Consider the following 17,736-nt stretch of genomic DNA (forward strand, 5'->3'; position numbering starts at 1 on the left):
TGTTATCTCCTTTCCTTCTTTAGTCTCATACATATGAGGCAATATTGGTAGATATACAAAAGAACCGTTAGATCGGCTTTAGTTCCGGATATTCGCACCTGGAGCAGAGAGAAGCTGAAATTAGTTTGTTACTAAAGGATGTATATGCCTGCGCTTGATTCTTTGTTGCCTGATCAACCTCTTGAGTCCACAGAACTTGTCGATGCTCTCTTTAGCGCTTCTGGCAATTATCTGGTTATTACAGATCCTATTACCGGGTTAATTGTTGCTATCAGCGATGCTTGGTTATCAACCTTGGAATACAGCCGTGACGAAGTTATTGGACGGACGTCTGAGGAACTGAATATCTGGCTACATCCAAATCAACGCCGGGAGATGATTCAACGTATAAAAACCGATAAAATAGTGAGTAGATTCCATACTTGTCTACGCGGCAAAGGTGGAACTCTACACGATTTCTCAATTACGATTCAATCAATTACCATATCTTCGAAGAATTATATCCTTTTCACAGGTTACGACATTACAGAGGAATTAAAGATAACGAACTCTGTCGTCACTTCCCGAAAAATGCTTATCGACGCACTGGAAGCTATGAGCGAAGGTTTCGTGCTCTATGATCAGGACGGGCGCTTGATCATTTGTAATTCCAAGTTCAAGCAATTCTATGGTTACAATGATAAGGACGCCCATGTTGGTGCCACAGCCATCGAACTTGGCAGGATTGATATCGCACGCGGTACGGTTCTTGTTAAACAAGATGATCATGAAAACTATATTTTACGCCGCGATGACATGGAAAAAGGCCCTCCAAAATCGACGGTCGTTCAACTCAGTGATGGTCGATATCTTTTATTGAGTGACCGGGTGACAGATGAAGGAAACATTGTCAGCATTCAAAAAGACATCACTGATCTGAAGACAACAGAAATTGCATTGGTCCAAGCCAAGGACGAAGCCGATATAGCCAATAACACCAAGTCCGAGTTTTTAGCCCACATGAGCCACGAACTGCGAACGCCGCTCAACTCTATACTTGGATTCACCCAGGTTATGCGTGATGAACTTCTGGGCGACCTCGGGCACCCCAAATACCGGGAATATATCAACGATGTTCACCATTCAGGAGAGCATCTGCTAAACTTGATCAACGATGTGCTTGATATATCTAAGGTCGAAGCCGGCGAGTTTGTCCTCAACGAAGATGTTCTCGACCTCAAAGATACTATTGCCGCCTGCTTGCAGATAATGCGTGGAAAACAGGATGTTGCCGCGCTCGATATTGTCGTAGAAAGCAGTGACGGTAATATTTACTTTAGAGGCGATGAACGCATTATCCGCCAAATTATACTAAACCTGCTATCCAATTCTGTTAAATTTACCAAGGCCTCAGGAAAAATCACCCTTTCCCTTTCCAAAACTGACACGAAAGAAATCACACTCCGTATTTCGGATACAGGGTGTGGCATTGAGGAAGGAGATATCTCTCAAGTACTTGCGCCCTTTGGCCAGGCAAGAACAAACGCCAGAACAGCCCACGAAGGAACTGGTCTTGGGCTTTCCCTTAGTAAAATGCTTACAGAGTTACACGGTGGCACCTTAAATATCACGAGCGAGATTAACGTCGGGACCACGATTACATTAAGCTTCCCGCCAGAAAGAACCGTTGAAGCTTCAGATATTTTATAAAAATTGTTAATCGAATAAGCGCAGGCCTGTTAAGAACCAAGACGACTGTCATTGCTTCACGTTACAAAAGTTCCATATTAACGTCTCTAAATATATGCAATAATTACGCTACACCTATTTAAATTGTTGGATTCTGACTTGCTAATTTCAGACATCGTACTCGTCATTGCTGCTCTACTTATTGTCATTGCCTGTACGCAACCTATTGCAAGGCGTAGTGGCCTCCCCTTTACCGTTGTACTTGGGGGCGTAGGAGTTCTAATAGCCCTCGGCGCCAGTTGGTTACTCCACACTACTCTCACAGATACCTTCAATGAAGTGGCCGAACTCGTTATCAACATACCCGTGTCCTCAGCCACGTTTTTAGATGTTCTGTTGCCAGTCCTATTATTTCAAGGCGCGATAACCATTGATGTAAGACGCCTAGCCCAGGACACCATTCCTGTTATCTTCCTTGCGGTATTAGGTGTCGTCGTCGCGCTTGGTCTTATTGGTGGCGCAGTTTCACTGGTTTCATCTGCCCCACTCGTCGTCTGTCTGTTGTTTGGTGCCATTGTTGCGACTACCGACCCGAGTGCGGTTATTGCGCTGTTTAGAGATCTTGGAGCGCCAGCCCGACTCACCCGTCTGGTAGAGGGTGAAAGTTTACTCAACGATGCAACCGCAATTGCTGCTTTTAGTGCCTTCCTTGCCCTTACCATCACTGGCGGTAAATTTGAGCAGGGCTTTATCCTCCAACAATTATTCTCTTCGCTTATTGGAGGAATTCTTACCGGACTGATCTTTGGACGCTTAGCTATTGTGCTACTCACCTGGTTAAAATCTTTCCGCGCAGCTCAGGTCACAATAACGGTGGCTCTCCCCTTTGTGGTTTACAGTATTGCCAATACCTATATTGAGACATCAGGTGTCATCGCAGTCGTCAGTAGTGGCCTCGTTCTCAGCGCAATGGCGCGGTCACGGGTCAGACCAGAGATTTTCAAGTTCTTCCAAGAAACCCTCGATCAACTCGCATGGTGGGCAAGCGGCCTCGTTTTTATTCTCGCCGCTCTGGTTGTACCTGATCTGCTATCAGACGTTGTCCCCTCTGATTTCCTCATTACGCTTGTTGCGGTTATTGCCGCACTGGTTGCCAGGGCTATTATTCTCTTTGGCGTCTTCCCCCTTCTTACTGCCACGAAAATCACACAGCGCGTGACAAACCCCACTAAAGTAATCATCATATGGGGTGGCTTGCGTGGAGCTGTCACACTCGCACTGGCCCTCGCCGTTACAGAAAATCATCTTGTCGACCCACAAACGCAACGCTTTATCGCAATACAAGCAACAGGGTTTGCTCTCTTCACTCTTCTCGTGCAGGGGACAACTCTTACCGCTTTGATGAGATGGTTAAAACTCGATCAACTTTCTCCTCTTGATCATGCTTTTCGTACCCAGGTACTCACTCAATCTCTCTCCACGGTGCGTATTGGCTTAAATAAATTTGCGACCCGTTTTGAGCTGGATGAGCAGCTCGTGGATATTACCATTAAACCATACAGTAATCGTTTATCCCGAATTGCAGAAGATAAGCCTTTTGAAGAGGAAATCAGCGATAAAGAGCGATTAACTCTCGGGCTCATTGCGCTAACCAACCAAGAAAAAACCTTATTGTTTGAGCAACGCCTCAGCAGTGTCCTTCCTCACAGACTTGTAGATCAATATTTCCTCGCCTTGGAGGATATGATCGATGCCACAAGAGAAGGTGGTCGCCTTGGTTACTTCAATGCGGCACGTAAACCCCATAAACACACCCTCAAATTTCATATTCTAAGCTGGTGCCACACTCACTTACACCTAAACAAACCACTCGCGGCCCATCTAGGAAAACACTTCCTGTTCCTCGTTATCAACCGTATTATGGTCATGGAACTTGTTACTTTTTTAGACCTAAAGCTTGGCGCTTTATTGGGCGAACGTGTTCTGGAAATTTTACACGAAATTCTAAATCAACGACTCAATGAGATAGAACGACATCTCGATGCCTTGCGCCTACAATACCCCAAGTTTGCACGCACCCTTGAACACGGTGTTTTGGAACGTTTTGCCTATCAGGAAGAAGTCGACCAGATCGAAGCCTTACGAGAATCAGGCATTATTAGTGACGATCTTGCCCGGAGCCTAAGAAACGAAGCCAGCTCCATACATGTCATCAGTCGCCCCAATACTACAGTCGATATCAAACCCACGACAGCTGAACTTTTGAGTTCTTTTCCAGTCTTCGCCGACCTTCAGGTCGAAGAACTAGAACAAATAGCTCGACAGTTAACCCCGAGAATTCTCGCCGATGACGCTTTTGTATTTCGTAAAGGAGATCGGGCCGATGGAATTTATTTCATCGCAAATGGTGCCGTAGAAATCAGGGTCGGCGACGAGGTTTACCGCCTTGGCCACGGAAACTTTTTCGGAGAGATGGCATTGCTTGATGAAACACAGCGCAGTGCCGATGTAAAATCAATCAGCTACTCTCATCTATTGTTATTAGAAATTGATAAGTTCAAAGAACTCAGCCTCTCCCATCCAAACTGGCGAAGCAAGCTCTCGGACATTTCGGGAGAACGCAAGGAAATGAACAAGTCTCAAACATAATGTGTGTGATCCTTGCTTATTTTTAACCGTCCTAAGCCCTAAGGGCAGGATATACACGTTCATTTTTGAAGGCATAAAGTCTTTTGGCTAAACTGAAAAAATCGAGAGAACGTGACCTTGTCCAAGGTAACATGGCTGGACATTTTCGTACCTTAGCCATACCTGCAGGAATTGGGATGTTGTTTAACACCCTCTATAATGTCGTCGATACCTTTTTTGCCGGTATGCTTTCGACCGACGCCCAAGCAGGTTTATCTGTTTCCTTTACCGTGTTTTTTATTTTAGTCGCTTTTGGGATCGGCCTTAGTCAGGGGATCTCAGCTTTGCTTGGTTCTGCGATTGGCGCAAAAAATGCTAATGAAGCTAAGGATTTGTCCGCGCAGGGCCTGAGTTTTGCGTTTTCATTTTCGATTATCATTGGTATCGCAGGATATTGCGCCACGCCCTTACTGCTTGACCTTCTCGGGGTTTCAAATGGTTACCGGGGTCTTGCCATAGCATATTTGCGCATTATTATGTTCGCAGCTCCCGCCTTTATGGTTGCCTTTTCAAGCAACGGAATTTTAAGCGCGCAAGGAGATACAACCACAAATCAACGCGCCCTTATATGCGGATTTTTAGCAAATTGCCTTCTCAATCCCCTCTTAATTTTTGGGTTCCCCAGCTTTTTCGGCCTACCTGGTTTTTCCGGTATTGGTTTTGACGGCTTAGCCACTTCTACTGTGATTATCGAGTGGGCTGTAGCACACTATATATGCTTCGTCAAGCTATCGGTTCACGGGCCATGGAACACAGCCAACTGCAATGCTTTATTCTGCGCTGGAACGTCGTGAAAGATATTATTGCTCAAGGGGCTCCAGCAAGCCTTAATTTCCTGACCATCACCATCGGCGTCTTTGTCATTCAGTATTTCCTCCAACCCTTTGGAGCTACTGCAGTGGCCGCCTACGGCATTGCTCTTCGTATCGAACAACTCATCCTTCTTCCCGGGTTGGGTTTGACCATTGTCCTTTTGCCCATCATTGCCCAAAATTACGGGGCTCAGGATTTTGAACGTATTCGTTATGCTTTTTGGTGGTGCGTTAGCGTGGGCATTGCCATGATGCTTACGGGTGCCGTGATCCTTTTTTTTGGTGGACGATTTTTATTAAGCCTCTTTAGCCCTGATCCTGCCGTCAATGATGTTGGTTATGATTACCTTTTATTCGCAGCTCCCATGTTGCCGGCCTATCTCACGCTCTTTGCCATTATGTCATTTTTACAAGGCATTAAACGGCCTATCTGGACAGTATGGATAGGCGTTTATCGACAAATTTTTGCATCAGCAGGTTTCGCAGTACTTTTTGTCTATCTATTGGGTTGGGGGCCTTTAGGTGTTTGGGCCGCAGTTTTTGCAGCAGTGTGGAGCGGGTTGATTTTGTCCAGTCTCGTTGCTTATGCCGTAGCTCACAAACACATTGGTTCTTTGGGCTCACCCACAATTCTCATCACACATATCAAAAGAAAGTTTCCCTGATTCTAACGATTGAGAGCTGTTCCAGGTTACATTAAACCTACGCCGCACCTTTCATTGGAATCTCAGTTCCAAAAGCCGTGCGAATATATTTTGCTAACTCTTGCGCCAAGCCCGCATTTGGACCATCCGCCAGATAGAGATTGATACTACATTGTGGTAAGGTGGGCAGCTCTCCCCGATGAGCGATCTCTTCTACCCCAGGATAATCAAAGCTTGGCAGTTCAGGGCGGATAGCAAAATCCGCAGCCACGGCAACAGACGTAGAATCTTCACTATCAGTATCAACCGCATCCACCCAGGTAATACCCGCAGCTTCCAATGCATCAACGGTTGGCTTTCGAAAAGAACACCCCCGGACAAGCGCAATAGGTAAAGGCCGCGAGAGCCAAGCGTGACCATCCAGCGAGCCGGTCCAAAGCAAGGGTTCGATATTCAACAGTTCCCCATTTGGAAGATCACCAGTCTCCTCTCCATAAACCTCTGTCGTAAGGATTATATCTTGTTGGCCCTTTAACACAGCGGCTTTCAAATCAATTGACCCGGCCGTCGTCAACTTCACACGCACTCTTGGAAAAGCCCGGTTGAACTGTTTGAGTACATTAGGAATATGTGGACGAACAATATCACCAGGCACCCCCAGCAAAACCATCCCTTCGTATTTAGGTGCTGTAAGGCGACCCCAAATTTCATCATTCAAATCAATCATCGAGCGGGCGTATCCCAAGAGCTGCTCCCCTTCCGCTGTGGGGCGAATACCACGTCCGCTATTACGATCGAGCAATGACAAACCAACACTTTCTTCTAGGCGCTTTATTTGCATGCTCACGGTTGATTGGGTCATGTGCAGCTTGTTAGCAGCTGACGTCATGCCACCCGTTTCTGCGACAGCAATAAAACTACGCAGCGTTCCTAAATCAAAATTACGATGCATCAAGTTTCCTTCTCAAACCAAGTATCAAATTTTGTGATGATAGTCATCAAAACTATTCACTTTAACAATACAGCATTTTTGCCATATATCAATAACATTGATGAATAATTCAATTTCCATCACAATCCGCAATGGAGGATGAAATGCTAAAACAATCATGTCAGACCCTGATCGCCAGTCGTTCATGCGGCACGTCCTTTACCCCAGATAACGGACTCGTATCTCAGATATCGGTAAAGTATGCAAAGATCTCAACCTTTTTGGATCGTGCTATTGCGTGGGTGGCTATAGCTTTCACCGTCAGAGAAGAGCGCCGCGTTCTTGCGGGGCTGACAAGCCATCAGTTGGACGACATAGGTTTGAGCAATAATGACGTTCAAATCGAAAGCCAAAGACCTTATTGGGACGTACCTGCCGATCGCAGTGCCCGATCTGTCATCTACCGGATATTTAATATTTGACCGGACTGTGTCCAATATAGGACTGCCGATCAATTAAAGTTAAACACCCTTTTATCCCAATACAGATTATCTGATTAGGATAGAAGATGTGTTTATCTCGGGGCTTAGGAAGTTTTAAAAATTTTCCTCGTTTTCTGAACCCCAATGCTTAACAAACCTGCTGTTTGACAAGCAAAAATCCCGGTGATGACCTGTTAAGGCATTACCGGGATTTTTTATATAACTGACATTTATCTATCGGAACTTGATGTCTTAGAGAATTTCCTCGGCACCATCGTCTTCCGATGTTCCGCCTTTTAGCTTCGAAGCAAGTGATGCTTCGAGGAACATGTCGATATCTCCATTGAGAACAGCACTCGAATTACTCGTCTCGACCCCGGTCCTCAAATCCTTAACCATCTGATAGGGTTGCAAGACATAGGATCTAATTTGACGACCCCAGCCGATTTCTGTTTTTGAATCAGCTTCTGCTTGGGAGACTTCCTCGCGCTTTTGCATTTCGTGCTCAAATAAACGCGATTTCAACATATTCATCGCGGTGGCGCGGTTTTTATGTTGAGAACGGTCATTTTGGCACTGGACAACGATCCCTGTCGGCTCGTGAACGATACGGATCGCAGAATCTGTTGTGTTAACGTGCTGTCCCCCCGCACCTGAAGCGCGGAAAGTATCCACACGTAAATCTTTGTCCAAGATTTCAACATCAAAGCTATCGTCAATCACAGGGTAGACCCATGCAGAACTAAACGATGTGTGACGCCGCGCCTGAGAATCATAGGGAGAAATACGAACCAGACGATGAACGCCCGCTTCAGTTTTCAGCCATCCATAAGCATTGTGTCCCTTGATGGTCACAGTTGCCGATTTTAGACCGGCTTCGTCTCCACTATTCTCTTCCAGCCATTCAACTTTATAGCCGTGTTGCTCAGCCCAACGGGTATACATACGCAGCAGCATCTCGGCCCAATCCTGAGCCTCGGTACCACCTGCACCTGCATTGACTTGCAGGTAACAATCATTGGCGTCGGCCTCACCTGAAAGTAAACTTTCGAGCTGTTTTTTGTCTGCGAGTTCTTTCAGCGCGAAGATTTGGCTTTCACCCTCTTGTACAGAATCGCTGTCCCCCTCTTCATCACCCATTTCGATCAAGAGAGCAGCTTCTTCTATACCGCTTTCCATCTTACGAACGACGGCGATTGATTGCTCAAGGTGGGTTCGCTCTTTCATAAGAGCCTGAGCCAGTTGCTGGTCGTTCCACAATTCTGGATCTTCGGCACGAACATTAAGTTCGTCTAAACGTCTAAGTGCAGCATCCCAGTCAAAGATGCCTCCTTAGCAGGACTAACGATTGCTCTATATCGTTAATCGCTGCTTCGATCTCGGCGCGCATAACTATACGGCCTCCTTATCAGCTAAAAATTAAATACAAATCTGAATTCAAAATCTTCTACCTGCCTGTCGCAGATTAGTACAGCCCCTCTGAATTCAGCAGATCGCTTCCAGACAATATTGGATTGTCATTTTCCTCGCCAGCACCTGAAAAAGTAGGTGACGGCACGTTGTGGGGCTTGAAAGCTTCGACAATTACATTCTTGTCATTTGGCCGAGCCAAACGACCGGTATCAGCGTTGATACGAACCAAACGAATTCCCTCTGGCACCCTAAAAGGTGTCGCAGGTGCATCCTTGAGAGCTTCTTCCATAAAGGATTTGAAAATTGGCGCTGCCGCACTCGCACCCTGTTCTCGCTGCCCCAGAGTTTTTGGTGCGTCAAAACCAACGTAAGCACCCACAGCAAGATCTGGTGAGAACCCAATAAACCAGGCATCCAAACTCTTATTCGTTGTCCCAGTTTTCCCGCCCAGAGGTTTCCCGATTGACTTAATACTCCGCCCGGTTCCACGAAGAACAGTTCCCTCAAGCATCGATACAACTTGATAGACAGAGGCAGGATCTGCAATTTGTTCACGTGTATCAGGTAAAGTAGGAGCGGCTTGATTGTGCCACTCTTCATTTACAACACACGGTAAACATTCCCGACTATCGTGTTTAAAGATTGTCCGCCCCCGGCGATCTTGAATTCGATCAATTAATGAAGGTGTAATACGTTTGCCGCCATTAACCAGCATTGCATAAGCCGTTGTCATCTGGAGCAGAGAAGATTCTCCCGCACCAAGGGACATTGATAAAACTGGTTGCATATTGTTATCAATGCCAAAGCGTTTTACGTATTCAACAACTTTGTCCATGCCGACGTTCTGGGCCAAACGCACCGTCATAAGGTTGATCGATTTTTCAATCCCTACACGCATTCTGGTTGGTCCATAAAATTTCTTTTTATAGTTTCCAGGTTTCCATTTTCCAAGTCCAGCGCCTTGGTCCAGAGAAAATGGCGCGTCTTGAATAAGAGTTGCCGGGGTATACCCATTATCCAAACCACTTAAATAGATAAAGGGTTTGATGGCTGATCCAGGTTGACGCACAGCTTGTGTCGCCCGATTAAAAGAGCTGCGACTAAAAGAGAACCCGCCAGACATAGCCAATATCCGTCCCGTATGAGGATCAATCGCGATTAAACCACCGTTTACATCCGGGATTTGACGCAGACCGTATGTCTCTTTGGGATAATCTTTCCCTTTGGCAGTTTTCAATACAGATTCAACAAGAACCACATCGCCTACGGCGAGCACATGACCCGGCGTCGATGGAACACCACCAAAACGCTGATCTTTCAACCACTTACGCGCCCATTTTAACTCGCTCATCGGGATTGTGCCACGCGTACCATCGGCCATACCTATCGCGACGTCTGTTTTGCCCACTTCTAAAACCGAGGCCAGTATCCAAGGCTCGGCCCCTTTGGGTAACTCGACGCTCTTCAAATTGTTCTTCCACCCTTCCGGAGAGTCCGGATCAAACGTGGTCAAAGGACCGCGCCAACCATGACGTCGATCATAGGAAATCAGCCCTTTGCGTAAGCTTCTTTGCGCAATATTTTGAAGATTAGGTTGCAGTGTTGTGCGTACAGACAATCCAGATTCGTATAATCCTTCTTCGCCGTAGAGATCGATAAGCTCCCGGCGAACTTCCTCCGCAAAGTAAGGTGCCTGGACAATTTCCGTACGATCACGCCTGATGACTTCCAACGGGGTCTGCCAGGCTTCTTCAGCTTGTTCTCGGGTTATTTTTTCGTTTTCAAGCATCCGCTCAATAACCCAGTTCCGCCGTGCAAGAGCCGCAGCATGGTGTCGAACCGGGTGATAGTTTGATGGCGCTTTTGGCAGTGCTGCAAGATAGGCCGCTTCCGGGACAGAGAGCTGATCCAATGACTTGTTAAAGTAATTCAAGGACGCCGCAGCAACTCCGTAAGAGCGGTAACCTAAGAAAATTTCATTAAGATAAAGATCAAGAATACGCTCTTTATCAAAAGCATGTTCAATTCGGTAAGTGAGAATGGCTTCCTTGATCTTGCGTTCGTAAGAGACCTCATTGGTCAAAAGGAAATTCTTTGCAACCTGTTGTGTAATCGTTGAAGCACCGATCAGACGCTTACCTGATCCAATATTTTTGATATTGGTCAGCATCGCACGTGCAAGCGATAAATAATTCAATCCACCGTGCGTATAAAAATCCTTATCTTCAGCAGAGAGAAAGGCATCTTTCACACGGGTTGGGATGGCATCAATGGGGACATAGATTCGCTTTTCTTTCGCGTATTCTTCCATTAAACGACCGTCACCAGCATGAACACGGGTAACCGTTGGAGGATCATAATCAGCAAGTTCTGTGTGCTCAGGAAGCCCTTTTCCATACTCATAAAGAGCATAGATCAAAACACCTGCCCCAGCGATGGCGACAACCACACCAAGTCCAAATAAGTAACCGAGTATCTTCAGAAACTTCACACCAACATCCCAATCATTTTCTTCAGCCCTTAACGTGGTTCCATCTATTGGCTTATACACAAGCTAAAATAATTACCAATAGAGCTCAACGCCAACTTCAAGCAAGCATTCCAGAGGAAAACTTCAATTGAAAAGCTTCAGAGCAAAAACTCCAGAGTGAAAAATATAGGGGCCCACACGATGTGATCCCCCAATTCAAATATGACAAACCTTATCAATCTTCCAGCCACAAAGCTCTAAACATGTAACCTGCAACAGAACTGTGACCGTCTTATGGCAGCCAGATCGCTCTCTCATCTACCACCACGCCCCCCCCCCCCTCGTCCACAGACCTAGCCTCACAAAGACTGTACAAAAGGCAGTAAAAACTTTCCCGCCTTTTGTATAACAGAAAACCACAAATTGCCATCACCAAACAGTTCGTAAAAGTATGACTGTTTTAGAGGTCAAGACTACTGACGATTATAGCTCTCTAGTTTACCAAAATATTGATCAACAGCTTTGGAAATAGCAAGAACAAGCTTGTTACGATGCGTGTCGCTCCTCAATAACCTCTCTTCTTGTTTGTTCGACATATAACCCAACTCAACAAGAACGGAAGGAATAATCGGTGACTTTAAAACCGCAAACCCAGCCGATCGATGAGGACGACCCAACATATCAGCTTCACGCTTAAATTCACTCACGAGAACATTGGCAAACTGCTTACCTTGATTGTTTGTTTCCCGTTGAGCCAGATCAATGAGGATTTTACTAACATCCGGTGATTGTTCACTTAAATCAAAGCCAATGATAATATCCGCTTTATTCTCTTTTGATGCCAGAGCTTCTGCTTCTTTATCGGAGCCATTTTCAGAAAGACTGTAAACGGAAACACCTTTGATTTTACTCGATGAATGTTTATTTGCATGCAAAGATATGAACAAATCTGCTTCTGCTTTTTGCGCAACTTCTACACGTTGTCGTAAAGCCAAAGACGTATCGCTATTACGCGTCATGATAACTTCGTAACGCCCATTTCTTTCCAAAGCAGCCTTCAAACTTCGTGCATAATCTAGAGCCAACTTCTTTTCCTGAACACCAGACAATCCTATTGCTCCAGGGTCGACACCCCCGTGCCCCGCATCAACGACGATGATTTTTTTTGCCCGTTTCTTTTTAGCTGGTGTCGGATTTAGCAAAGCCGGAGGGGTCGGGTTGGCCGCAACACTAGAGCCAGTCTGACTTTGCATTTTGAGTGGCTGTATTGAAACCATCTTCTTCTGTTGTTCACCGGACTTCACATAAAAGTCTTTTGAAACTTTCTTAATATCCACAACAAGCCGATGTTTGTGCCCCTCTTTTGGAGGCAACAAGAAGGTTGAAGATATCGAAACTGGATAATACGCATCCAAAACAATCCGACTAACTTCTGGTTCAAAAAGGCCGAACCGAAGTGCCTGAACGGCCCCTGTAGCTTTAGGCACCTTATCTTTTGGTACTTTCCAGTTCAATTTGGGAAGATCAATAACGATCCTGAAAGGGTCCGGAAGAGTGAAAACGCGATAAGCAGGTGCCTCGGACAATTCCAGGACAAAACGGGTTTTATCCGGATGCTTTCCGATTCGGATTGCTTCAAGGTCAGACCCTTGAGCAACAACGGTCCACAAGAGTGCTAAAGCCGTTACAACCGCCCCCAGACTCTTCTTATAAATAAGAAACCTAACGTTCATGCGCTTCTTAACTCAATTCTCACAACAAAATTTTACCAAATATGGTTTTACTTTAAGTATGTTACAGGAAAAATTGACCTTTTGCAGACCCGTAATTCTCCTTATTAAGAAAATGATTTCAAAAAAGTGAAATTACCTTCTAGCACAGAGGCATCACTACTGTTAGTCTGTACCCAGAAAATTCTGCGCTGATCATGGCCTTAAAGACCATTGCTTAGCGTACGCTGATGCTCCAGGAGGCTCTGCAGTTAACACCTGTGGATTTCGGTCTTTATAATTAAGACGCCCTGGAAAGCAAGCGTAACAAGCCAACGCGGCGAGGCAAGGTTTTACAAAAACAACTACCTCTTCGACATTTTTAACTTACTTGAACCATTTATTCGGTTCCCTCACGAGAGCGTTCCCGTAGTCTTTGCGGTAACGCAGGACACAGAAAACGGTAATGAACGCTCTTGATCATATAAATTCATCTACAACGATGTACCGTGCGCCGCCTCCGTTATGGCTTACCGGAGGGGCTGGCCGCACGCTGGAGTTACTCACGTATGGCAAAGCGTATGTTGATCGATGCCACCCACCCGGAAGAAGTTCGGGTAGTGGTACACAACGAAAACAAACTTGAAGATTTCGATTTTGAAACACTCTCTAGGAAGCAACTAAAAGGAAACATTTATCTCGCTCGTGTAACACGTGTTGAACCTTCACTTCAGGCCGCATTCGTAGAATACGGCGGAAACCGTCACGGCTTCCTACCCTTTAGCGAAATCCATCCGGACTATTACCGTGTCCCTGTGGCTGATCGCGAAAGCATTATGGACGTTGATATCGGGACAGATTCTGAAGCAGAAGAAAAAAACAAGTCTGCACAAGTTGACGAAGATGTCGTAAACGCTTCTTCTGACGATCCTGAAAGTGTTGCGAAACAACAAGATGACACCATTGAAGAAATCGCCGGAGAAACATCCGTCGATAGCATCAATGATGACGATTCCGATTTTGTGGAAAAAACAAAGTCGCGCGTAAACCTCATGAAGCGTTACAAAATTCAAGAGGTAATTAAGCGTCGACAGGTCATCCTTGTCCAAGTTGCAAAAGAAGAGCGCGGCAATAAAGGCGCAGCCTTAACAACTTACCTTTCACTCGCAGGACGCTATTCCGTCTTGATGCCCAACACCAATAAAGGTGGTGGTATCAGTCGTAAGATTAGCAGCCCGAATGATCGTAAACGTCTCAAAGAAATATTGTCTGAGCTTAAAATTCCTGAGGGTATCGCTGTTATCGTGCGTACTGCTGGTAGCCAGCGTACCAAGATGGAAATTCGCCGCGATTATGAATACCTCATTCGCCTTTGGAATGAGATCAGGGAAAATACTCTTCAATCGGAAGCTCCGAGTTTAATTTACGAAGAAGCAAACCTGATCAAACGTGCGATGCGTGATCTTTACACCAGCGACATGGAAGAAATTCTGGTCGAAGGTGAGCGCGGCTACAAAATGGCAAAGAGCTGTATGCGTTCCTTGATGCCAAGCCATGCCAAGAAAGTTAAACACTACAAGGGTATGCAGGTCCCACTCTACCACCGTTTTCAGGTAGAAACGCAAATTGATGCGATGCACAACCCTATCGTACAACTAAAATCAGGTGGTTATCTCGTCATCAACCCAACCGAAGCTTTGGTCGCCGTTGATGTGAACTCCGGACGTGCGACAAAAGAACGTCACATCGAAGAAACCGCATTCAAAACCAACCAGGAAGCCGCAGCGGAAGTTGCCCGACAGGTCCGTTTGCGTGACCTTGCGGGTCTTCTGGTTATCGATTTCATCGACATGGATGATCCCAAGCACAATCGGGAAGTCGAGCGACGCCTTAAAGACGCCATGCAGGCTGACCGTGCGCGTATACAATTAGGCAGGATAAGTCCTTTTGGCTTGCTCGAGATGTCTCGTCAACGTTTGCGCCCGAGTATTGTTGAGAATTCAACAGTTACATGTCCTCATTGTGATGGCATTGGGACAGTTCGCACAACGGAATCAACAGCTCTACATGTCCTCCGTGCACTGGAAGAAGATGGTATCCGTCGGGGCGGAGGTAAGATTGAGTTGTTCGTCCCAACAGAGGTCGCGCTCTATATCCTCAATCAAAAACGTACCCGCCTGATTGAAATTGAGCAGCGTTATAAATTTAGCGTTGATATCAATGCTGACAGCACCATCGTTATTCCAAATTTCCGTTTGGAAAGACTGGTGTCAAATAACGACGGTCCGGTTGAAGAAATCATGCCGCTGGAACCTGTTAAACCAGCATCCGTAAAACCTATGCGTAGGCCATTTGAAGATAGACCTGAGCGGTCCGAACGGACAGATACCCGATCTGATTCCAGCAAGTCTGATTCAAATAATTCAGAATCAGGTGAACGGACTGAGGGTGATCAAAAGCGTCGTCGTCGTCGTCGTCGCCGTAAAGATATACCTGAGAGCCAGGACGCGAGTATTGAAGGCACACCACAGACTCTTGAAACTGACGTCCAATCAGATTTAGCTGATGCTCAGCCCAAAACAAATGACGAGCCTCATGACGAAAGCTTCGATGATGATGATCGTCCTCGAAAAAGGCGCCGTCGTGGTAAACGAGGCGGACGCAGAAGAACGCGCCGTCCAGAAAATGAACTTGACGAAAATTCAAATTCAACGACTGACAGCTCGAACGATAACAATGAATCTGGAAATGATAGAGCTGAAGCACCTCTTGCTGACAACTCACAATCAGAGAATAGTTCAGAAGTAGGTATTGCAGCACAGTCAACAAATTCAGAACCAGCGCCAGCGAGCGACGTTTCAACAAATACCGTTGAAGAAAAACCAAGAAAACGCCGTGCTCCCCGTCGACGCAAGCCTGCTCCTGAAAATACAGTTGATGCCATCGGTGATGTTTCGCCAGAGGCAAGCCCCCCCACCACTGAGAAACAATCAGCTGGAGAGGAAGCTTCTAAGGTTTTGGCCACGACGACGGATGAAACATCACAATCAACCGTATCTTCGGATACTGAAGAAAAACCGACCAAGCCCAAACGCGCTCCACGTAAAAGAGCGACAACAACGACACGACGTCCGCGTAAAAAAGCTGACGCCACCGTAGTTGAGGCAAGCGACGAAGTAAAAAGTTCGGCTCCATCAAGCGAGAGTACGCCTGAGGCACCTGCAGCAACATCTGATGCGGCAGAGAAACCCAAGCCTCGAACGAGAACCAAAAGCAAGACGACTGCCAAGCCAAAAAGCACGACGACGCGCACAAGGAAAACAGCAAAGACATCGGATCCAAAAGTAGAAACTCCTACCAAACCCTCCGATGATACAGCAGCAAAAACCGTAAAGGCGCCTGTTGTGAAAGCCTCGGCACCTGTAAAAGCTCCTGTAAAGAGCAACCCTGTGCCTCCAACGTCAACACCGACAGCCTCCGCCGCTACAACGCAGCAACAAACTGCGGCTGTAAAGACCGGATCATCTGAATCCAAGAAAAAAGGTTGGTGGAGCCGTATTACCGGTAATTAAATGAGTTGAGGTACACCAACCTCACTTAAATAAAAAAGCCCCACGCTTCATAGGCGTGGGGCTTTTTTTATTCCACATCTCAATACAACTCTATTTGAGCTGTAAAGGATCACGAAGACTTAAAGTTCTATAAATTGTCCAAGATATAACGAGAGTTATTTCTGTGACGTTTTACGGCCAATCTTTCAAACGCTTTACAGCTTCAAGCATTGTTTCTTCAGCACCCGCAAATGAGAACCTCATAAAGTGATCACCATTAAAAGGGTCAAAATCAACACCGGGTGTTGCGGCAATACCTGTGTCACATAAGAGACGACGGCAAAACTCCTGGCTATCGTTCGTTCTGTGGCTAATGTCTGCATAGATATAAAACCCGCCATCAGCAGGTGCTATATCTCCAAAACCAACCTTTGGAAGTTCATTTAAAAGAATCTCTCTATTTCGGGTATACTGCTGCACATATTCATCCAACACATCATAACAATCGAATACGGCAGCCCCTGCGATTTGAGAAAGTGTCGGCGGTGAAATAAAGAAATTTTGTGCCAAACATTCTTCAGCACGGACCATATCTTCGGGAAGTACCATCCAGCCCAATCGCCAGCCTGTCATTGAAAAATATTTGGAAAAAGAGTTTATTACAAAACTGTTATCGGTAAATTTTAGGGCCGTCGTTGCTTTTGCACCATAGCTAATCCCGTGATAAATCTCGTCAGAGATTAGTCGAATTTGCTTTTTCTCACAGTAAGCAACAATACTTTTAAGGGATTCCTCATCCAACATCGTTCCTGCAGGATTAGACGGACTGGCAATAATCAGCCCGTCCAGACTTTCTCCCTGAGCTTCCAGCACCTCTAAAGAAGGTTGGAAACGCTCCTTTGGCCCAACTTCGATCAGAACAGGCTCAATGCCTAAAGCCGTTAAAATATTTCGGTATGCGGGATATCCCGGTGCCGCAAGAGCAACTTTATCTCCGGGCTCAAACGCCGCTAGAAAAGAAAGCAGGAAACCCGCCGAGGACCCGGTTGTCACCATAATACGATTAGGGTCAACGGTTTGATTATAGAGATACTTATAGTGCTCTGCGATCCGTTGACGCAAAAGTGGTATTCCCAGCGCATCCGTATAGCCAATAGCTTCGGTATCAATTGCTTTTTTTACAGCTTCCAAAACTAAGGGCGGCGCGGGTGTAACAGGCTGACCAAGCGATAGGTGTAAGATATCCTCCCCAGCAGCAGCCCGTTCATTCGCCGAGCGAAGTACATCCATCACGATAAAGGGGGGGATATTCCCTCTGGACGATAATTTTAACGCCATGCGCTAATCCTCTGGTAAACAACTCTACAA

The 17,736-nt window shown here is 46.1% G+C and carries 11 protein-coding genes; 6 read left to right on the forward strand and 5 right to left on the reverse strand.

What is annotated here, in order from left to right:
- Positions 1 to 144 precede the first annotated feature (144 nt).
- The 4 genes from ACFSKO_RS11195 to ACFSKO_RS11210 all read left to right on the forward strand — a co-directional run bounded on the left by ACFSKO_RS11195 (position 145) and on the right by ACFSKO_RS11210 (position 5,833).
- Positions 145 to 1,689 carry a PAS domain-containing sensor histidine kinase gene (locus tag ACFSKO_RS11195; protein ID WP_380251514.1) on the forward strand — a complete coding sequence of 515 codons (1,545 nt, stop codon included), beginning with the start codon at positions 145 to 147 and terminating at the stop codon, positions 1,687 to 1,689.
- A 138-nt stretch (positions 1,690 to 1,827) separates the two neighbouring features.
- Positions 1,828 to 4,317, forward strand: a complete 2,490-nt coding sequence (locus ACFSKO_RS11200; RefSeq protein WP_380251515.1) for a cation:proton antiporter — start codon at positions 1,828 to 1,830, stop codon at positions 4,315 to 4,317.
- Positions 4,318 to 4,400: 83 nt separating this feature from the next.
- Positions 4,401 to 5,150, forward strand: a complete 750-nt coding sequence (locus ACFSKO_RS11205; protein WP_380251517.1) for an MATE family efflux transporter — start codon at positions 4,401 to 4,403, stop codon at positions 5,148 to 5,150.
- Entirely contained in the window at positions 5,147 to 5,833 is a 687-nt protein-coding gene (locus ACFSKO_RS11210) for an MATE family efflux transporter (RefSeq protein ID WP_380251519.1), read from the forward strand. The genes ACFSKO_RS11205 and ACFSKO_RS11210 overlap by 4 nt, the downstream gene beginning before the upstream one ends.
- A gap of 37 nt (positions 5,834 to 5,870) precedes the next feature.
- On the opposite strand, the gene ACFSKO_RS11215 is transcribed toward ACFSKO_RS11210, so the two are convergent.
- Positions 5,871 to 6,764 carry a LysR family transcriptional regulator gene (locus ACFSKO_RS11215; RefSeq protein WP_380251521.1) on the reverse strand — a complete coding sequence of 298 codons (894 nt, stop codon included), beginning with the start codon at positions 6,762 to 6,764 and terminating at the stop codon, positions 5,871 to 5,873.
- 143 nt (positions 6,765 to 6,907) lie between these two features.
- On the opposite strand from ACFSKO_RS11215, the gene ACFSKO_RS11220 reads away from it, so the two are divergent.
- A complete protein-coding gene (locus tag ACFSKO_RS11220; protein WP_380251523.1) occupies positions 6,908 to 7,225 on the forward strand; it encodes a DUF1127 domain-containing protein in 318 nt (105 codons plus the stop codon).
- A gap of 252 nt (positions 7,226 to 7,477) precedes the next feature.
- On the opposite strand, the gene prfB is transcribed toward ACFSKO_RS11220, so the two are convergent.
- The 3 genes from prfB to ACFSKO_RS11235 all read right to left on the reverse strand — a co-directional run bounded on the left by prfB (position 7,478) and on the right by ACFSKO_RS11235 (position 12,841).
- A protein-coding gene (gene prfB, locus ACFSKO_RS11225) for a peptide chain release factor 2 (protein ID WP_380251525.1) occupies positions 7,478 to 8,615 on the reverse strand; the annotation gives its coding sequence in 2 pieces (ribosomal slippage) (positions 7,478 to 8,545 and positions 8,547 to 8,615; 1,137 coding nt in all).
- Between the two features lie 75 nt (positions 8,616 to 8,690).
- On the reverse strand, positions 8,691 to 11,189 hold the full coding sequence (locus ACFSKO_RS11230; RefSeq protein ID WP_380251527.1) for a penicillin-binding protein 1A: 2,499 nt from the start codon (positions 11,187 to 11,189) through the stop codon (positions 8,691 to 8,693).
- 392 nt (positions 11,190 to 11,581) lie between these two features.
- Positions 11,582 to 12,841 carry an N-acetylmuramoyl-L-alanine amidase gene (locus ACFSKO_RS11235; RefSeq protein WP_380251529.1) on the reverse strand — a complete coding sequence of 420 codons (1,260 nt, stop codon included), beginning with the start codon at positions 12,839 to 12,841 and terminating at the stop codon, positions 11,582 to 11,584.
- A gap of 545 nt (positions 12,842 to 13,386) precedes the next feature.
- On the opposite strand from ACFSKO_RS11235, the gene ACFSKO_RS11240 reads away from it, so the two are divergent.
- Entirely contained in the window at positions 13,387 to 16,389 is a 3,003-nt protein-coding gene (locus tag ACFSKO_RS11240; RefSeq protein ID WP_417457762.1) for an Rne/Rng family ribonuclease, read from the forward strand.
- A gap of 171 nt (positions 16,390 to 16,560) precedes the next feature.
- Here the strand turns inward: ACFSKO_RS11240 and ACFSKO_RS11245 are convergent, their stop codons facing one another.
- Positions 16,561 to 17,706, reverse strand: coding sequence for a pyridoxal phosphate-dependent aminotransferase (locus tag ACFSKO_RS11245; RefSeq protein WP_380251533.1), 1,146 nt, complete (start codon positions 17,704 to 17,706; stop codon positions 16,561 to 16,563).
- Positions 17,707 to 17,736: the final 30 nt, after the last annotated feature.

The sequence above is a fragment of the Kiloniella antarctica genome, assembly GCF_042682825.1.
Taxonomy (GTDB): Bacteria; Pseudomonadota; Alphaproteobacteria; order Kiloniellales; family Kiloniellaceae; genus Kiloniella; species Kiloniella antarctica.